The sequence below is a fragment of the uncultured Desulfovibrio sp. genome (assembly GCF_949282365.1).
GTDB lineage: Bacteria > Desulfobacterota > Desulfovibrionia > Desulfovibrionales > Desulfovibrionaceae > Desulfovibrio.
This window is the reverse complement of record NZ_CASDOY010000022.1, coordinates 1-18,601: the sequence shown is the minus strand read 5'-3', so window position 1 is coordinate 18,601 and position 18,601 is coordinate 1. Positions and strand designations below refer to the sequence as shown.

The window sequence follows — 18,601 nt, the reverse complement described above, 5'->3', positions numbered from 1 at the left end:
GAAATATTTTTTTAGCTATATGTGCTTGCTTTCTTAAAAATAAGAAACTTTCTTATAAGATCGCAACGTCGTGCCTCACGGATAGGCTGCTTTGCAGAAGACAGGTGGTCTGCTTTTGAGATGTGATTCTCCCGGTCGATTCTGGCTACTGATGGAAAAGGGCGACAGACAGCCGCCGTGGCATCGAAGTGAATGCATGGCAAACAAAACCTGCGGACAGCCGTCGTTCCTGGCTGCCGGACGCGAAAGCATGTCACGGAGAAAAAAGACGGACAAATGACGGAGGAGCTGTTCTGCCTAACGGAGTTCCAACCGGTGCGACGGGCTGCTGGTAGCCCATCTTTCAAACAGCATCGTTTCAACCCACGCACCCGCGAGGGGTGCGACCCCTTGTCTGCTGGCGGAGTGTGACGGCGTTGTTTGTTTCAATCCACGCACCCGCGAGGGGTGCGACACCGGCACCAGCCTGCGCAGGCTGCCGGAGGCGATGTTTCAATCCACGCACCCGCGAGGGGTGCGACCCACCATGACGTAGCGCTGCGGGGCCCCGTTGAGGTTTCAATCCACGCACCCGCGAGGGGTGCGACGCAATCACCACAGCCACACCGCCCCACAGGGCGGGTTTCAATCCACGCACCCGCGAGGGGTGCGACACCATGACGGCGAACAGGGCCAGCAGGTCGAGAGGTTTCAATCCACGCACCCGCGAGGGGTGCGACTTGCAAGGGTCAAGATGTACCCATGTTCTTCAATGTTTCAATCCACGCACCCGCGAGGGGTGCGACCGCAGCGCACTCAATATATTTACGACGCAAGTCTGTTTCAATCCACGCACCCGCGAGGGGTGCGACTCCGAGGCCTCGATCCAGAGGATGCCGCCATACGGGTTTCAATCTACGCACCCGCGAGGGGTGCGACCCGCTATCAATCAGGCAAATTATGAGCATCAAAAGGTTTCAATCCACGCACCCGCGAGGGGTGCGACGATGGAGAATTCTCATTATGAAGGAATATTTGATGTTTCAATCCACGCACCCGCGAGGGGTGCGACCAGCCACGCCGGGCACATCATGCTGGTGCGTGATCCTGTTTCAATCCACGCACCCGCGAGGGGTGCGACCTGGAGCCGTCAAAACGATGATGTTGATAGAGGATGTTTCAATCCACGCACCCGCGAGGGGTGCGACCAAGATATTACGGACAAAAGTAGGTTACTCGCATGTTTCAATCCACGCACCCGCGAGGGGTGCGACCAAAAACCGTCAGCTCACGAGTATGGAGAGGGACGCGTTTCAATCCACGCACCCGCGAGGGGTGCGACCTCATTTCCAGCCTGGATCACTCCAGACTGGTGTGTTTCAATCCACGCACCCGTGAGGGGTGCGACATAGAGGGACCACTACCAGAGCCATAATTAACAGGTTTCAATCCACGCACCCGCGAGGGGTGCGACCTCACCCGATCGAAGATCGTCAACTCCCGACTCTTGTTTCAATCCACGCACCCGCGAGGGGTGCGACTTAGGGACATCTTTATCCAGATGGATCATCCGCAGTTTCAATCCACGCACCCGCGAGGGGTGCGACCGCCCGCCGCTACTGGCCGGACTGGCCCGGCTGGTTTCAATCCACGCACCCGCGAGGGGTGCGACAAGGACCCATCCGGGGCCAAAGACGGCATAGGAGGTTTCAATCCACGCACCCGCGAGGGGTGCGACCTCCAGGATGAGGACGAGCGCCTCGCGCTCGTGGAAGGAGGTTTCAATCCACGCACCCGCGAGGGGTGCGACGAGATCGCGCGTCTGCCTATGTTTTACAACATGGGTTTCAATCCACGCACCCGCGAGGGGTGCGACGCCATCAGAAGACCACCCTCGTCGTCTGGATGCCGTTTCAATCCATGCACCCGCGAGGGGTGCGACGTCTCAACACCGTTAGACCCAAGCCACGCAAGGATGGTTTCAATCCACGCACCCGCGAGGGGTGCGACAGCAGTCGCGGAGCCCTTTCTCTCCGTAGTTCTGTTTCAATCCACGCACCCGCGAGGGGTGCGACATCAATCTTGTTCGCGATAGACCCTCCAATAACGTTTCAATCCACGCACCCGCGAGGGGTGCGACTTGGATAGTCTGACGACCACCGCCGAGATATTCAGGTTTCAATCCACGCACCCGCGAGGGGTGCGACCTTTTTCATTCAATAGGCCTCCGAGAATAAAGCTTGTTTCAATCCACGCACCCGCGAGGGGTGCGACCAGAAGCGTCCATACCATCCGGACCGCCAGTAATGTTTCAATCCACGCACCCGCGAGGGGTGCGACCTAAGCTGGCGCTTGATGTCGGGATTATCGGCAAGTTTCAATCCACGCACCCGCGAGGGGTGCGACAATATATGGCTGCATCCCTTGACGAACGTGGTCGGTTTCAATCCACGCACCCGCGAGGGGTGCGACCAGCACGTCCAATACCTTGACCTGCTTGAGACAAGTTTCAATCCACGCACCCGCGAGGGGTGCGACAGGTACACCGATAGCAGGACGCAGCGACATAATAGTTTCAATCCACGCACCCGCGAGGGGTGCGACTGTTAGAGATGATTATCCAATAACTCCGAGTTGTTGTCAGTGTATTTTCGAAAACGTGCGCCCACGGATCCCGCAGTGGTGGCATAGGAGTGCTTGTTGTCAAAAAAATACATGATTTTAGTCTATTGCCATCATCGAGGACCTGCCTTGAAATTCCGCCCCATGGAGGTCCTCGCTCAGAAGATCAATGGCCCTTCAGGGTCGTAGGCGGCCTTGATCCCGATATGCTCGATTTTGGTATGCCACTGTTTGCCCAAGAAATAAAAACGAAGGCTATCGCGTTGCGGGTCCATCTCGTCCAAGAGGCGCGCCCGCAGGCGCTGCCACTGGGCATTATCGAGCAGGCATTCAAAAACGGAGAATTGTACTCGCTGTCCCCAGTCCGCACAGAGTTTGGCTATACGGCGCAGTCTGCGTTTGCCCGCACCATCTTCCGTATTCACGTCATAGCTTATGAGCACCAGCATGTTTACCTCACGACGAACGGGGGATAAGCATCCAGATCATGGCGGAGCACTCTGGCCAGGAGCCGGGCCTGGATGAAAAAAACAAGGCCTGCGGCCATGCGCTCATTGAGGAAGGGATGCACGATCTCCTCTTTTTTCCTGTCCTGCCAGGCGATGATGACTTTTTTGCGGCTTTTTTCCTTCATGGTCACCGCGCCGCCGTCCTCGCGCAGGAAATCCTTTACCGTCAGTTGCTGGCGGTTGATGAGCGACAGGGCCAGTCTGTCGGCGAGATAGGGGCGGAACTCCTCCATCATGTCCAGCGCCAGGCTCGCCCGCCCGGGGCGTTCGCGGTGGAGGAAGCCCACGGCCGGGTCCAGGCCGACGCTTTCGAGAGCGCTGCGGATATCGTGAGCCAGCAGGGTGTAGAGGAAGGAAAGCAGGCAGTTCACCTCGTTTAGGGGCGGCCGGCGGCTCCTTTTTTCAAAGCTCATGCCCGCGGCACGGCATTGCGGCCGGATGAGGTGGTCCAAGGTCTCAAAGTATGTTCGGGCGGCATCGCCTTCCAGACCCCGCAGGACATCCGCATCGTCCTCATGGCGGAGCTGCCCAAGGCTGCGGCCCAGGGCCGCGACGGACGAGGAGAGTGCGGGCGCGGGAGTGCTACGCGCCTGGCGCATGAGGATGGTCCTGCTGTTGGCGACCTTCCCGATCAGAAAGGAACGGGCAAGAGCCGCGCTTTGCCGGGGATCGTCCGCGGCGCGGTACTGGGCCCTGCGCAGCAGGACGTTGCCGCGTGTCGGGCCCTGGACGGAGGCCATGAAACGGCCACTCTCTGAAAACCAGGAGACCGTGACGCCCAGCGCCGCGCAATGCTCCAGCAGGTACGGGCTGCAGCTCACACGACCGAAGCAGGCTATGGACTGGAGCGTGTGCAGGGGGATGGTCCCCAGGCGCTCGCCATCCCGATGCAGTTCGACGCATTCCCCCTGTTTGGAAAGCCAGGTGTCCGGCGTGGTGACGAACAAGGTGTTCAGATGGCGCTTCATTCTTCCTCCTCGCAAAGCGTGTCCAGATAGGCGGCAACTGTCGGCGGGGAGCCGGGCATGCAGTGCCCGGCGAGCGAGCAGGAAGCGCAGACAGCGCCTTTTTGCGCGGGCGGCAGCAGGCCGCCTGCCAGCATCTCCCGCACGGCCGCGACGGTCTGTTCCGTCTTTTCCCGGAGCCCGGAAGTGAACCGCACCACTGTGCGGCGGTGGGGCGTGCCATAGTACAGGGCCCCTTCGGGGATGTTCGTATGGAACATCTCTTCCAGGCACAGGGCCTGCCCGCAGAGCTGTATGCTGTCCGCCGGGCAGTCCCCGTGCGGGGAGCCTTTTTTGTATTCCACCGGATAGGGCCGCCACTGCCGGCCGTCACGGTGGAGCTCCACGGCATCTGATCTGCCGCGGAGCCCCAGCCGCGCGGAACGGAGTTCAAGGGCGGTGACGATCCGTACGCCATCCCGCGTCCGCGTCTCACCGCTGTGGACGGATTCGTGCAACAGGCGCCCCGCAGCGGTGAGTTCGTTTTCTGCCCAGACCTGCTCCATATGGATGAGGGCGCACTGGCGGGGACAGACAGCGTAATGCTGCAGGGCGGACAGCAGGATGTCATCCATGGCTACAGCCGTTCTTCCACGCTGACGCCGTCGGGGCAGGCGCCTTCCAGCGTGACGGCATAATCAGCAAAGCCGCGGGCCGGGCCTTCGGTCACGCGGCGGCAGCGCACCATGTCGAACAGCTTTTGCGCGGGCGCGTTGCCCATGCGCTTGTCATGCCTGAAGACGAACAGCTTGCGCGAGCCCATCTTGCCGCGCGCCGCTGAATGGTCATGTTCGAACATGTTGATGAGTGCTTCCCACAACAGGTTGAGGTCTGTGTCGGAAAAGCCGGTCTTTTCCGCCAGCGGGACGGAAACAAAGCCTTCCGCCCGGTACAGGCCGTAAGGTACGATGAACTTGCGGCCCATGGTACGTTCTTTTTCCAGGTCTTTCTCATTGGTCACGGCCATGCGCGTGATGCTCACCTCGGCAGGGACGACGGGCTCCACGCTGCGGGCAAAGGTCAGCTGCACCGGGCCGCGTACCTGACCGCAGTTCACTTCCGTGCTCATGACAGCGCCGAAGGTACGGATGTCGAAAAAGTTTTCACACATCCAGGCCGTGACGGCGCGGGCGTCGTCAGGCTTTTTGGGCAGCCTTTTGGGTTCCGCCTTCAGCGACAGGGCCGTGTAGGCTTCCTGGTTCTTCTGGTTGAGCACGGCTTTTTCCTGCACATAGATGCGGTAACCGGTGTCCCCTTCCTTGGCCAGTTCCACATAGTTGCGCACCTTGCGCTTGAGGCAGACGTCCGTCACCAGTCCAAGGCCGGTCTCGGGATCGATGCGGGGCATGTTGCCGGCGTCGGGATCGCCGTTGGGGTTGCCGTTCTCCACGTCGAAGAAAAGTACAAAATCATAACGATGCGTGATGGCGGGCATGGCAGTTCTCCTTATTCTTCGGCGTCGTCAGCCGTCTTTTTTTGATAGAGTGCGTTGTTCTGATGATAGTAGCCCAGCATGAAGCGGCCCTGGTCCTCCAGCGAGAGGATGGGCGGGAAGACCGTCATGCCGTCCATGATCTCGCCCACCAGCCGGGAAAAAAGGACGTCATAGCCGGCGCGCTGCTTGGCACTTTTGGAGACGTGGAACTGGGCCGTCTTCAACAGCTGCGGGAACACCAGGCCGGGGCGCGCCGAGGCCGCGCCGATGTAGCGTTCCCGGAGCGGGGCGTTCACCTTGCCCAGCGCGTCGTTCTGGGCTTTTTCCAATACCGCGAACAGGCGTCCGAGCCTGTAGCCCTGGTTCTGTTCATCCCTGTCCAGTGACATGGTCGCTCCTTTTTCTGTGGTATCGCAAAGATGGGCCTTGATGAGCGCGGCCCGGTAATAGGTGACGTGCTTGTCTGCGTGGATGCGCTGCAGGGCCGCGGTGTACATGCTTTGCGGCCAGGCGCGTCCCAGCAGGATGCTGCGCAGCAGCTGTCCGCCGAGCACGGGCGGGATGTTTTCAGATTTTTGCAGAGGGGCGAGATCCCGCAGCAGCTGCCACAGGGCAGGGTGTTCCGGGTCGCCGTCCTGGCGGCGTTCGATGCTCAGATCATGGTACCAGCGGCCGAAACGCCGGAGCAGGTTGCCAAAGGTATCAGTGACCCAGAACCGGATGCCCAGCCGGGCCGCATTGGGAGCAAGGCCGAGCACGAAGAAGCGCACGCTGCTGTCTATGCCCGCTTCTTCGCTGACGGGCTGCCCGCAGGCCATGGCGGTCAGCAGGCCGCGGAGCTTGCGCAGCAGCGCGCTGTCCTGCGTCTGCTCCCCGGCATCGAGGCCGTCGAACAGGGCTCCGAGCAGAGACTCTTCCGCGCAGGCCTTCTCTGTCCAGAAAACGATGCTGTCTTCGCCAAGGCGAACCATCTGCCGGTGCTCTTTCTGGAGCAAATAGTTCAGGGCCGTGGCATAACCGCGAGCCGCGCGCGGGCTGACAGGGGCGTTCTCGCTCTGTTCCTTGCCGAAGGACTCAAACGAGTGGCAATTGAAGGAGATGAGGGCCGACTCGGCCTTGGCACCGGTGACGTTGCGTATGGCCGGATGGACTTTCAGGATGGTCCCCTCGTCACCCGTGATCAGGCATTGTCCCCGGGGGCCCTCCTGCAGGCCAAGCGAATCCAGCCAGATGTCCTGCAATGGCCTGTGCTCGTGCAGGAAGCCCTCTTCCCCCTCAAGCTGGAAGACCACATTGGCATCCAGCAGGGCATCCCGTTCATCGAGTGCCGCGAACATGTCCGGTGTCCAGCGGTCGAGGAAGGACAGCAGGGCGCGAGCGTGCCCGTCCGGGCAATCCGCGCACAGGGCGCGGTGGACTGTGCGGAACGATGCGTATTTCTTGGCAGTGAACGCTGGATTGTCCTTGCTGTCCACGCCGAGTACATAGCTGGTGTTGTCCCAGAGAAAATTGGGAGCCGCCTTGGTCGAGGTGCGCTTCACCGCTGCCGGCACGAAGCGCCTCAGGGGCTTGCCCTTGCTGTCGCGCAGGTCGCGCACGGCTTTCAGTCTGCCGTCGTCGGCAATGACCAGCGCAAAGTGGATGGCTTCGGCGCTCATGCCTTCGGGCGGCATGCCGGATTCGGGATCCCGCGTCATGCGTTCGTAGAAGCGGTACAGTTCGGTCAGATACATAGCGTTTCCCTTTTCCAGCGGGCCACATCGATGACGCCCTGTTCCAGCCGCGGGCGATAGAACAGGGGCTTCATGCCGTGGGCATAGTCGATGTCGTACAGCATGTAGCCGAGATCGCGCGACGCATCGTTGGCCAGGCTGGAGACAGGCATGTCGTCGCCTTCTTCCAGAAGCGCAAAATAGGCGGGGAATTCGCGGCAGCCCAGACAAGGCTGCTGGAAGCACTCTCCATTCCGTGCGCGCCGCCGGAAGATGTCGATATGTTTGCCTTCGTTGTCCGACGGGCCGGCTTTGTCCGTCATCTCGAAGTGGGCTTCGATGACATAGTCCACATGGCGCAGCAGCAGGGTGGCCCGTTGCTGGCGGCATTCGTCGGCGAACAGATACAGGGGCGTACCGTTCTTTGCCGCATTTTTGACGCTTTTCACGCTGGGGCCTTTCTCCGAGACCTCGTTGCGCCGGATGCTGTCGAAAACGATGGGGTTCAGGACATGGATCCTGTCCACGATCCAGCGGATGGCCGGCTTCCAGTGTATGGCCTCAAGGATGCCGCGCATCGCCGAAGGCGTGGGGACGTCGTAACTGCAGCGTTCCCCCTTGTTTTCCGGGCGGGTGAACAGGGCATATTCACCTCTGACCCGCAATCTGACTCCGATCATGGGAGCCTCCTTTGGTTGACTATCCTTGCCGGGAGCCTGCCCCGGCGGGGCGGCGGATCAAAAAACCAGCTCCGCCGAGGAGATCCCTTCCGCCATGACTGCATCCAGGCCGGTGTCCTCGCTGTAGCCCGTGCCGCCGCTGAGCAGCTGCACACAGCCGTGGAGGCATTCGATGCGCCCGGCCCGCGCCATGGCATCCAGTTCCCAGCGGTAGACCTGCACGCTGTACTGCTGCAGCCTGCGGAACAGCCGGGAAGGGAGCCGTTCCCGGCCGCGCAGGAGGACGCGGACATCTTCCGGCAGCTGCGATTCGATGACCACGCTTTCCGTCTGGCTGTCGATGAACTGGAAGGCCTTGTCGATGCCGGCAAAATCCACGTTCAGCTTGGGGATGCGGTGGAAGCGCGGGTCCAGTCCGGCATTGGCGGAGGTGATGAGTTCCATTTTTTTCAGGATGCCGTGTTCGTCAAGCAGTTCCGGCTGGCCATACAAGGCCTGGAAATAGTGCCGGATGTTTTCGGGCCCGAACAGATCGGGAACATCCTGCACGCGGGCGCAGGCCTCGCGCCTGCGGTTCAGGTCCGCAGCCCGGGGAGAGGGTGGCTGTTCGCCGTCGAAAACATGGACCTCACCGCAGGTCCGCTCGCCATCCCTGTTGCAGCGGCCCGCGGACTGGGCGATGACGTCAAGGCCGTTGCGTTCGCGGTAGACCACGGGGAAGCTGATGTCCACGCCGCATTCGATGAGCGAGGTGCTGATGACGCGGCAAGGCAGGTCCTGCTCCAGCCGTTGCCGGATGGTCTGCAGCGTGCGGCTGCGGTGCCAGGGCGTCATGCAGGCGCTGAGATGGAACAGGGCCTCGTCTTTGCCGCAGCGCCCGAACAGTGTGCGGGCATGCCGGCGCGAGTTCAGGATGCAGAGCACCTGCCGTTCCTCCAGCAGGCGCGTGGCAAGCTCCGCATCGGTGAGCAGGGGTTCAAAGGTCGTGCGCACCCGTTCAAAGATCCTGAACAGGGTCGGCAGGGCCGCCTCGGGGACGAGGCTGCGGACCTGTGCCGCTTCGAAGCCGTTGGGCAGGCCGTCGGAGCGCAGCAGGGCGGGCTGGGTGGCGGTGCAGAGGACGATGCTGGTGCCGTAGTGTCCGGCCAGGGTGCGCAAGGCTTCCACGCAGGGCGTGACGAAGGGCACGGGGATCATCTGCACTTCATCGAGGATGACAACGCTGCGGGCGATGTTGTGCAGCTTGCGGCAGCGGGAGGGCTTGCAGGAAAACAGGGATTCAAAGAACTGCACCGAGGTGGTGACGATGACGGCCGCCTCCCAGTTCTCCGTACTCAGCCGGTATTGCAGGACGGCCGGGTTTTCTGCGTCGCTTTCGTCGGGGTGGACGAAATTGCTGTGGTGCTCCAGGACCATATCCTCGCCCAGAGCATCGCGGAAGATCTGGGCATTCTGCTCGATGATGCTGGTATAGGGCACGACGAAGATGATGCGGCGCAAACCGTGCCGCACGGCATGCGCCACCGCAAAGGACAGAGAGGACAGGGTCTTGCCGCCTCCGGTGGGGACCGTGAGCGAGAACAGTCCCGGGGCGGCGGCAGCGGACTGTTCGCACTGCTCGCGGATGAAGCTCCGGGCCAGGGAGATGGCGGCCCTGCGTTCCTGGCTGCCGCAGATCGAGGCGGCACAGGCCTCGAGCTGTTCCAGAGTGACGCGGTGCTCATGGAGGAAGCCCCTGTCGCGCAGGTAAGCCTCCAGGCGGGCGGCCAGGGGGGGAATGGCCGGGACCGGGGGGCGGAGCTGATGCGTGTCGGGCGCGCAGAAGTTTTCCGTATCGAGGTAGTCGGCATCCACAAGACAGGAAAACAGCATGCGCAAGGCAAAGCTGATGCGGAAGGGATCGGCATGGCGACCGTTACGGCAGATGAGCGGGAGCAGCTCCCCGTAGATTTCCATGGGGGATGCGACAGGGGGGACGGCCGCATCGTCCCAGGGCGGCAGGTCCCGGACATAGGCGGGGGAAAGCCGACGCTCAAGCCCGTCCGTATGATCGGAGCCCGTGTCCGGCATGCCGCCGTGATGCCCCAGGATGGGATAGGCCAGAAAACGGGAGAGCATGATCCCCAGAGCCGCTGCCTGGGGGGACGAAGCCTTTTCCCAGCGTTGTCCGAGGAGGACGGCCCCCGCTGTGGCATGATCGACACGCGGCCCGCCCTCAAGCCTGTGCTGGAAGGAGGCGCTGCTTTTGCCGGTATCGTGGGTCAGGCCCAGGGCCGCGCCAGTCCTGGAGGCCCCGAAGACGGCGGCGAAGCCCGCGGCCAGAGCGCCGACATTTTCCAAATGCTCCTGCAGGGTCTGCCAGTCTGTTTTGGGATGACCAGCCAGCGTATGGGCATACAACATGCATATCTCCTTACAGGATGTTTGGTCAGGAGGTGGATGCTTTTCTGATGTATATCAGAAAAGCTATACAGCAGCAAGGATTGATGTGAAAAAGCGCAGTTCTGCAAGACAGTATGGATATGCCATGTATATATTATTTTGATGATGTGAAGAAAAGATTTACGGCAACAGTACATGATGCAGGTCGTTGCCATGTCATGCTACATGCAAACCAGTCGTCTTGCCATCCATAGTTATTGCGGTGGCAGTCCTGCAGACAAGACTACTTCCGGCACGCCTTTCGTCCCCGGCCGGTACCGGGCGTTGCCCCTGCCGCTGAGGTTTTCGTAACCGGCATGAGTTCCAGATCCTGGAATGACCAGAGCGGATCAGGTGGCTGCCGCTTTTTTAGCTTCTGACGGCATGCCGTGGCGGGCAGGCCGATCTGGATGCTCGTACGGGATAGCGGGGCGGAACGGCTGTCCCGAGGGCAGGGACAGGCCTGGGCAAAACTGCCTCTTTTGCCCGCAGTGCCTGGCCAGGGCCGCCAGTGGATCCCGTGGACGGGGCAAGCTCGAACCAGGTCAGTGTCATCGTGTCGGATCGTGGGCTTTTCCGTGGTCTTGCGGCGCGATGAATGGAGCCAGGCACACATCCTGCCCCGCGCCTCCCCCTCTCCCCGCGCCGCCAGTCCAGGCGCGACGATATCGTCGGCAGGTCCCTGCGCCGGGGCAGTGCCGGCGTCCCTCCCGGCCTGCGCGTCACATGATCTTTCAGCCTTCCTGCTCCACGCGCGAGATCCGTCCCGTCGTGGGCAGGGGGAGCGGATCGTGCGTCCGCAGATAGCGTTCCACCAGGTCCACATCGATGGCATCAGGCGAAGGCAGCACCTTGCCATCCTTCAGGGCTGCATGGCCGTCGCCGCCCCCGGCCAGGTAAGCAGGCAGGATGACGCCGTAACGTGCCTGCGGCGACAGCGGGACGGCCTTGCCGCGCCCGTCCACCACCCGGACGCGCACGACGCGCTTCCCCGCCGGACGCCGGGCGTCCACGGCGTAGCGCAGCCCTGCCACCTGCAGCAGGCGCGGCCCCTTGCCGCCTTCTCCGGCCACGCCGTGTTCCAGGGCCTGCCGGATCTGCTCACCGCTGTATGCGCGCAGCACCATCGTATTGCCGAAGGGATGCATGGTCAGCAGATCGCCGCGCGTGATGGGGCCCCTGGGCAAGGCGGCCCGGATGGCCCCCCCGTTGCACAGGGCGATGACGGCGCCGTAGGGTCTGGCATAGGCCAGCATGGCGTCCGTCGTCACCATGCCGCCCAGGCATTCCCCTTCCCGGCAGGCGTCCATGCCGTCGGGCACGCCGTCCATGTGCCGGCTGCCCACCACGTCCTTGCGCAAGGCTTCCAGCGTGGCCGTATAGCTCCCGACCAGCGCGCTGATGGCCGCTGTCCCCGCGTCGTCGGGCATCAGCTCCCGCGGGCCGCCGTCCCAGGCAAGGGGGATCCCCTCCCTGTCAAAAACGACGTCCAGGCGGCCCAGATACTGCGTGGCCCGCTTGGCCGTCACCACCAGCACGGGCTGGCCGGAAGGCGAGCGCTCCACAACGGGATACGGGCCTTCTGCGGAGCCCGGCCCCAGATAGCTGTGCGTATGGCCGCCCACGATCACGTCCACCCCGTCCACGGACCGGGCCAGCCGGCGGTCCGCGGGCAAGCCCAGATGGGTCAGGGCCACGATGTGCCGTACGCCCTGCTGTTCCAGCTCCTTCACGGCGCCGCGCAGGGCGGTGACCGTGTCCAGAAAGCGGGTCTGCGGGCAGGCCGCCGCCAGCGAGCTTGCATCATTGGCCAGTCCGACGATGCCCACGCGATGGCCCCGGATCTCGCGGACGACAAAGGGCACGATCCTGTTCTGCAGCAGCGGACAGCCCTTTTCCGGCGCAAGGTTGGCCGCCAGCACGGGGAAGGGGACCGTCTCCAGAAAACGGGAAAGCTCCAGACAGCCTTCGTCGAATTCGTGATTGCCCAGCGTCATGGCGTCATAGGGAAGGTGGCGGTCCATGTCCGCCAGCAGGGGCCACTTGTTCACGCTGTAATAGAGCGTGCCCTGAAACTGGTCGCCGGCGTCCAGGGCCAGCACATTGTCCCCGGCGGCCCGGGCCTGACGGATGGCCGCCGCGATCCGGCCATAGCCGCCCCGGCTGCCGGTCTCGGAAAAGGCGGCATTGCCGTAGGGGTCGATGCCCGCCACATGGGCGTGGGTATCGTTCACATGCAGGATGACGAGCTCCAGTCCGTGTGGCGCGCTGGCCCGCTCCTGGACCTGCCGCGCCGTGCAGCCGGACAGGGACAGCACGAGGCACGCAAGACAGAAAAGGAACGCCCGTAGGGGCAAGGGATGCATGGGGGTCATGGTCAGCCTCCGGCATGACAGGTCGTGCGCATCGCGGCGCGTGGCGGGACGTCCGGCAGGGACGACTGCGCAAGGGGAGGGGCGTACGTCCTCCCCGGCAGCCTCGCGGACCAGCATATGCCCGCAAGCGGAAGATGTGTATCCCCCAGAGCTGCGGCCATGTCCGCGAACTTCGGCTGGCAGCAGGACGCATGGATCGCGCTGGAGAGGAGGGGATCCGGTCGCTTCCCTTGTTCTCGGGTCCAGGTCGGCAAGGAAGTGCCGCCACCCCTGCGAGAAGGCATTGTTGTGCGTGCCTCCGTCCTGTCTGTCCGAAAGGAGGGGGGACAACTCGCCCGTCCCTCCACCCTCGCCCCTGCGTCTGGTACGCATGAAAGCCCGCTGGGGCGGCTGCACGCCGCAGGGCCGCCAGCTGGCCTGCCCCTGCGGCCTCCGAAGGCTGGGGCCTGCGGCACATGTCCTGCCAGAGAGCTCTCTCCGTTGCGCGCCGGCCTGCCGCCAGGACTGTCCCTGCCCCGTCTGCCTCCAGGTGCGACGTTTGTGCCCGGCCTGCGCAAAGGGGCGGACCGGGCTCCATGCAGAAAAAAACACAGGCGGCTGTGAGCCGCCTGTGTCTCAAGGGGATCCCCGTGGGAGGGGAAAGATCCACGGGGCCCGCCGAAAGGGGGCCCCTATCGATCCCGGGCCGGGAAACGTCCTTCCCGGTCCATACCGTCATTCTGCGCGGGCGTTCGGCAGCCCGCCGGTATCCTTCGCCGCTTACTTGAACCAGCCCAGTTCAAAGTCCTCGCCCTGCACATGCTTGGCTTCGATGGGCTTCTCGGTGACGAGTTCCTGCGGCACGTTCATGCGCGGCAGCAGGTCCCCGGCCAGGGCGCACATGCGGTAGGCGCCCACCAGGATGTTGCCGCGCGCGGTCTCGGCCTGGCTGGCGGAGTTGTAGAGTTCGTTCTCGGAGTCCAGCACGTCCAGCAGGCTGCGGGTACCCAGCAGGAACTGCTCCTGATAGGCCTGCCGCGTATAGGTATTGTTCTTCACGGCTTCGCTGTAGTGCAGGTACTGTTCCTTGGCCGCCAGATAGTTGCTCCAGGTGGATTCCATGTCCAGGCGCAGCGTGTCCATGTAGTCGTACAGGTTCTGGCGGGCCTCGCGTTCACGGGCCGAGGCGGCGCGGATGCCGGCCACGTCGGCGCCGCTGTTGAAGACGTTCCAGCGCACGGTGGCCAGCACGTCGAAGCTGTAGACCCAGCGGTCGCGGTCGCCGCCGCGGTCACTGTATTCGGGCCCGGCTTCCAGCTGGAAGGTGGGGTACATGTTGGACTGGGCCAGTTCCTTCTGGCCCTTGGCGGCGCGGATGTCCTGCAGGTAGGCGGCCAGCTTGGGATTGTGCTTTTCGCCCATCTCGATGAAGGCCGCGGCCGTGTCGGGCATGTTCGGCGGCATGGGCACGGCGTCCAGGCTGCCCACCGTATAGATGCCCGTCAGGCGGGAATAGGTGCTGTAGGCCACGCGCAGCGCGTCCTCGGCCTCGGCCAGGGAGGAACGGGCCCGCTGCAGGCGGGACTCGGCCTGGGTCACGTCGGCCCGGGTATCGGCGCCCATGCCGGCGCGCTCGTGGGCCTGGCCCAGGATGGCCTCGTGGCGGGCCACATTGGTGCGCGCCAGTTCCACCAGCTTGATGCGCCGCAGGAGGTCGATGTGGGCGATGATGCCGTCCAGGGACAGGGAGGTGGCCGTGTCGAAGACCCGGGCCTTGACCGAATCCAGGGTGGCCTGGGCCGCGCGCACGCGGCTGCGGGTGGCGAAGCCGTCCCAGATGGGCTGGACCAGCTTGGCGGACACGCTGCCCACGCTCAGCCACTGGTCGTCAACGTCCATGCCGCGGGAGGTGGTGTCGCTCAGCACCCCCACCCCGATGGAGCCGCCCACATCCACCCGCGGGCCGAAACCCGCCCGGGCCGAAACCCGCCTGCGCCTTGCGGACCTCATGCTCCAGGGCGGAACGGTTTTCCTTGATGCTCATCAGGCTGCGGTGACTGGTCAGCACGCCGTGCACGGTATCGTTGACCGTGATCCGCGTCTTGGCATTGCCCGGCCGGGGCGTATCGGCGGCCTGGGATGCCCCGACGCCCCAGACCAGCAGACAGGCCGCCAGGACGGCGGCGTTTTTCAGTTTTCTCAGTGTGAGCATAGATTCCCCTCCTTGCGTTGATGTGACGCCCTGCGATCGTCTGTTGATAGTCATAATGGATACAGGGAGTTGTCCCGAGCCTTTCTTCTTGTGGTCTTTTTTTGCCGTGTCCCGCTCCCGATGGAGGCGGAAAGACCGCGATGTCCGGGTCCCTCTTTGGCAACGATGCTAGCACAGCTTTCGTTGCCGGACAATCTTATTGTTTGCCGGGATCAGTTTGTCCGTCCAGGAACGATCCGCCTGTGGACGGGGCTCCGTCATATCCGTGGGCAGCGCATGGCCGGTGAAGGCCCGCTCTCCTTGGCCGCTATCCACCAGCCCGTCTTCGCGTCCCGCCGGTTGCGCGGCACGCTCCCCGTGGCCGGAGGGCGTACTGCCGGCCCCCGCCGGTCAGCCCCGCCGGATGCCGCGCATCCTGTACCTGGGGCCTGCCATGAAGGCGGGTCCGGGCCCAGGGCCCCGTCCGGCAGACCGCCCGGACCGGGGCATCGTTTCCCCGCTGCCGGCGATGGGTGTTGGCGGGGCGCCCCGCTGCGGCCTCCAGGGAGAACCGCTGTCCGGCCGTGTGTCCAGCCGTGTGTCCGGCTGGGCGCTGCGCTCCCTTCGTCCCGGGCCGGCCTCAGAGCCGGCAATCGTCGCCCGTCACGGCCTGTCCCGTATGCTGTTCCAGCCAGGCGCGGATGCGGGCGTGCGAAGCGGTGCGGCGGCGCTTCTTTTCCCGGAGCATCCTGGCATCGGCCTGATGCAGCAATGTTTCCGCCGGGATGGAGCCGTCGTCCGAACCGGCCATGCCGAACGAGATCTCGATGGGCAGGCTCCCGTCCTGCCGGTCGGCCAGCACCCGCCGGATATCCTCCAGGCGCTGGCGCACCACGGCCTGGGAACAGGAGAAGATCAGGGCGAATTCGTCCCCGCCGGTGCGGGCCACGCAGTCTTCGGAGCGGACATGGCTTTGCAGCAGGCCCGCCACGGAGCGGAGCAGGTTGTCCCCGGCGCCGTGTCCGAGATGGTCGTTGATCAGCTTCAGGCCGTCCACATCGGCCATGACGACGCACAGGGGGCTGCCGATCCTGCGTGGCTGCCGCAGGAAGCGTTCCAGATGGTAGCGGTTGGAGGCGCCCGTCAGCTGATCCGTCAGCACCAGGCCTTCCAGCACATCGCGTTCCTGCTGCAGGGAGGTGATGTCCGTATGGATGCTCACGATGCGCAGGGCCCGGCCCGCGGCGTCCCGGCTGGTCACACAGCCGCGCCCCAGGATCCATAGCCAGGAGCCGTCGGCCCGGCGTATGCGGTAGGTGCAGGCAAAGGAATCCCCTTCGTCCGGCGAAGCGGCGATACGCATCTGCAGGGCCACGGTCTTTTCGAAATCATCGGGGTGCACGGCGTACGCCCAGGAGTCCAGCTCCGCGGGGAAGCTGGCCGGCGTGTGCCCCAGCATGGCCAGATAGCTCTGGCTGTAATAGACCTTGTTGGTGGTGGCATCCCAGTCCCACAGGCCGTCGCAGCAGTTTTCCATGGCCCAGGAGCAGGCGTCCCGTACCGGTGCCGAGGCGGTCTTGTGTTCCTGAGCGGGCGTCAGGCCGCCCGCCACCATGGCGGCCCGTCCCTGGGCATCGCGCGTCAGCACGGCGGCCGTCAGCAGGAGCTGCGTCCCCTGCGGCCGGCAGGGCATCAGCAGCAGGCGCAGGCGTTCCGGGCCGTCGACGCTGTTCAGCCAGTGGCGCATGCGGGAGATCAGGCCGGAGGTGCGGTAGTTGCGGCGCAAGCGGCGCCAGCCGTTCCCGTCCAGCGGCCCCGGCCTGCCTCCCAGGCCCAGCAACGCGGCGCAGCGTATGTCCAGGCAAAATTGCTTCCGCTCGCGCGTATAGGTCCAGTAGCCCCCGCCGGAGTCTTCGGGCAGCGGGGAGACGCCTTCCAGCAGTTCCAGGCAGATGAGGACGGTCAGGGGACGGCCCTCGGCATCGCGCCGGATGACGTGCAGGTATTCATTGACGTCCTTGCCGTTGTAGGTATAGGCGCCGGTCCGGCCGGATGCCTTGCTGTCGGCCAGCAGGGAGGTGCGCTGCTGCTGCAGGAGCAGCCGCTGTCTGGCGGGCAGATGCTCCAGCAGGGCATCCATGGTCGCCGGGGCGTTCCCCTCCGCCAGGCCCAGAGAGGCCAGAGCGGAGACGCAGAAGATGAGCCTGTCCGTTGTGACATGCCACAGGAAGCTGGGGGAGGAATAAGTGGAAAACGGCACGATTTCTCCTTGCCCTGGGAGCCGGAAGGGCATTGCTCTTTCAGCTGGCAGCACAGGCCGCGGTACGCTGCGTCTGGCATATGCCGGACATTTTTCTGTTGCCGTCCTGCGGGACTGCCTGTCGGACATGCATTCGATCAGGCATGGACCGTGTCCAGGACTGCACTGCCTTTGACCATCAGAAAAATAATCTGATATGTTACCGTGCTGGCGGAAAAGTGTACTTTATCGCCGATGCCCACGGGCAGGATGTCATATTGAGAATATATATTGACAAGCAAGCATTATAGAATTATTTAACAAGGAAAAACATATTTTTTGTGCTGGCGGAAAAGTACACTTTTCCGCCGTATTGTTACGGGCACTTACGATAGGCCGCCGCGCGACTGCGGAATGTGGAACGGGCCATGCCGCTGCGCCGGGCCGCTTCCGAGGTCGATATCTCGCCCCGGGACCACAGGCCGTAGGTCTCGTGGAAATCCGGCGGCAGCGGTCTGGGCCTTTTGCCGAAGCGCACGCCGTTGCGCCGGGCCGCCGCGATGCCCTCGGCCTGTCGGCGGCGGATGTTCTCGCGTTCGTTCTGGGCCACGAAGGACAGGATCTGCAACACGATGTCCGCGATGAAGGTCCCCAGCAGGTCCCGGTCGCGGCGGGTATCCAGCAGGGGCATGTCCAGGACGAGGATGTCCACGCCCATCTCCCGGGTGATGTGCCGCCATTGCTGCTGTATCTCCTCATAATTCCTGCCGAGCCTGTCGATGCTGGTGATGCAGAGCTGGTCGCCTGGGCGCAGGCGCCGGAGCAGACGCGTGTATTGCGGGCGCCGGAAGTCCTTGCCCGAGATCTTGTCCATGAAGATGCGCTCCCCGGGGATCCGCTGTTTTTCCAGGGCGACGCGCTGCCGTGTCTCGTTCTGGTCGATGCTTGAGACGCGCATGTATCCGTAGACATTTCCCATCATCTATCCTCCCTGCCCTGTGACTTGCACGAGAGTCAGGGAGATGTGAAGACCGCCTGTGCCCGGTCCGCCGCAAGGCCGCGTTGCCGGGGAAAGCGCCCCGCTGTCAAAACATCCTCCGGCCTGGGGCCCGTGCGGGCGGTGGCCGTCAGGCCGGGCCCCGCTGCCGCCGTTCAGGGCCTGTGCGGGAGCGCCCCTGCCCGCCGTCTGTTCCTACGATGTGTTCTTTACGAACGCTTGCGCATGTTCACGACTACAACGACACCGGCAACGCATGCAACGACCACCAGCCCGAGCGCAACAGCCGAAAGGATGATGGCAACGGAGCCGCCGTCCGCCGTATCGGCGGGAGATTCGAGCGAGTCGATGCGATCAGCAAGATCTGCAAGATCGTCAAGCGTCGTGTCGATGGAAGAGTCGATCGAATCGACGCGATCGATAAGATCGTCAAGCGTCGTGTCGGGAGCGGGGGATAC

The 18,601-nt window shown here is 63.7% G+C and carries 13 protein-coding genes and 1 CRISPR repeat array; all 13 genes read right to left on the bottom strand.

Features of this window, described 5'->3' with window-relative positions; genetic code table 11:
* Positions 1–355: 355 nt before the first annotated feature.
* A CRISPR array of direct repeats spans positions 356–2,583; the repeat unit is 32 nt; unit sequence GTTTCAATCCACGCACCCGCGAGGGGTGCGAC.
* Between the two features lie 176 nt (positions 2,584–2,759).
* Positions 2,760–3,050, bottom strand: a complete 291-nt coding sequence (gene cas2 / locus Q1X76_RS06060; RefSeq protein ID WP_300718733.1) for a CRISPR-associated endonuclease Cas2 — start codon at positions 3,048–3,050, stop codon at positions 2,760–2,762.
* Between the two features lie 2 nt (positions 3,051–3,052).
* Entirely contained in the window at positions 3,053–4,078 is a 1,026-nt protein-coding gene (gene cas1c, locus Q1X76_RS06055) for a type I-C CRISPR-associated endonuclease Cas1c (RefSeq protein ID WP_300718732.1), read from the bottom strand.
* Positions 4,075–4,689, bottom strand: a complete 615-nt coding sequence (cas4, locus tag Q1X76_RS06050) for a CRISPR-associated protein Cas4 (RefSeq protein WP_300718731.1) — start codon at positions 4,687–4,689, stop codon at positions 4,075–4,077. The genes cas1c and cas4 overlap by 4 nt, the downstream gene beginning before the upstream one ends.
* 2 nt (positions 4,690–4,691) lie before the next feature.
* On the bottom strand, positions 4,692–5,549 hold the full coding sequence (gene cas7c, locus Q1X76_RS06045; protein WP_300718730.1) for a type I-C CRISPR-associated protein Cas7/Csd2: 858 nt from the start codon (positions 5,547–5,549) through the stop codon (positions 4,692–4,694).
* Between the two features lie 11 nt (positions 5,550–5,560).
* Entirely contained in the window at positions 5,561–7,282 is a 1,722-nt protein-coding gene (cas8c, locus tag Q1X76_RS06040) for a type I-C CRISPR-associated protein Cas8c/Csd1 (RefSeq protein ID WP_300718729.1), read from the bottom strand.
* Complete coding sequence (cas5c, locus tag Q1X76_RS06035) at positions 7,273–7,941, bottom strand: type I-C CRISPR-associated protein Cas5c (RefSeq protein ID WP_300718728.1); 669 nt, start codon at positions 7,939–7,941, stop codon at positions 7,273–7,275. The genes cas8c and cas5c overlap by 10 nt, the downstream gene beginning before the upstream one ends.
* A gap of 57 nt (positions 7,942–7,998) precedes the next feature.
* A complete protein-coding gene (locus Q1X76_RS06030) occupies positions 7,999–10,344 on the bottom strand; it encodes a CRISPR-associated endonuclease Cas3'' (protein ID WP_300718727.1) in 2,346 nt (781 codons plus the stop codon).
* Between the two features lie 752 nt (positions 10,345–11,096).
* Complete coding sequence (locus Q1X76_RS06025) at positions 11,097–12,680, bottom strand: bifunctional metallophosphatase/5'-nucleotidase (RefSeq protein ID WP_300718726.1); 1,584 nt, start codon at positions 12,678–12,680, stop codon at positions 11,097–11,099.
* An 816-nt stretch (positions 12,681–13,496) separates the two neighbouring features.
* Positions 13,497–14,666 carry a TolC family protein gene (locus Q1X76_RS06020; protein WP_300718725.1) on the bottom strand — a complete coding sequence of 390 codons (1,170 nt, stop codon included), beginning with the start codon at positions 14,664–14,666 and terminating at the stop codon, positions 13,497–13,499.
* On the bottom strand, positions 14,605–14,928 hold the full coding sequence (locus Q1X76_RS06015) for a hypothetical protein (RefSeq protein ID WP_300718724.1): 324 nt from the start codon (positions 14,926–14,928) through the stop codon (positions 14,605–14,607). The genes Q1X76_RS06020 and Q1X76_RS06015 overlap by 62 nt, the downstream gene beginning before the upstream one ends.
* 619 nt (positions 14,929–15,547) lie before the next feature.
* Positions 15,548–17,167, bottom strand: coding sequence for a diguanylate cyclase (locus tag Q1X76_RS06010; RefSeq protein ID WP_300718723.1), 1,620 nt, complete (start codon positions 17,165–17,167; stop codon positions 15,548–15,550).
* Positions 17,168–17,522: 355 nt separating this feature from the next.
* The gene (locus Q1X76_RS06005) at positions 17,523–18,125 is read right to left on the bottom strand and encodes a recombinase family protein (protein ID WP_366140988.1); all 603 of its coding nucleotides are present in this window, start codon (positions 18,123–18,125) and stop codon (positions 17,523–17,525) included.
* 227 nt (positions 18,126–18,352) lie between these two features.
* Positions 18,353–18,601 (bottom strand): hypothetical protein (locus Q1X76_RS06000; RefSeq protein WP_300718721.1); only part of this gene is annotated, 249 nt, incomplete at its 5' end.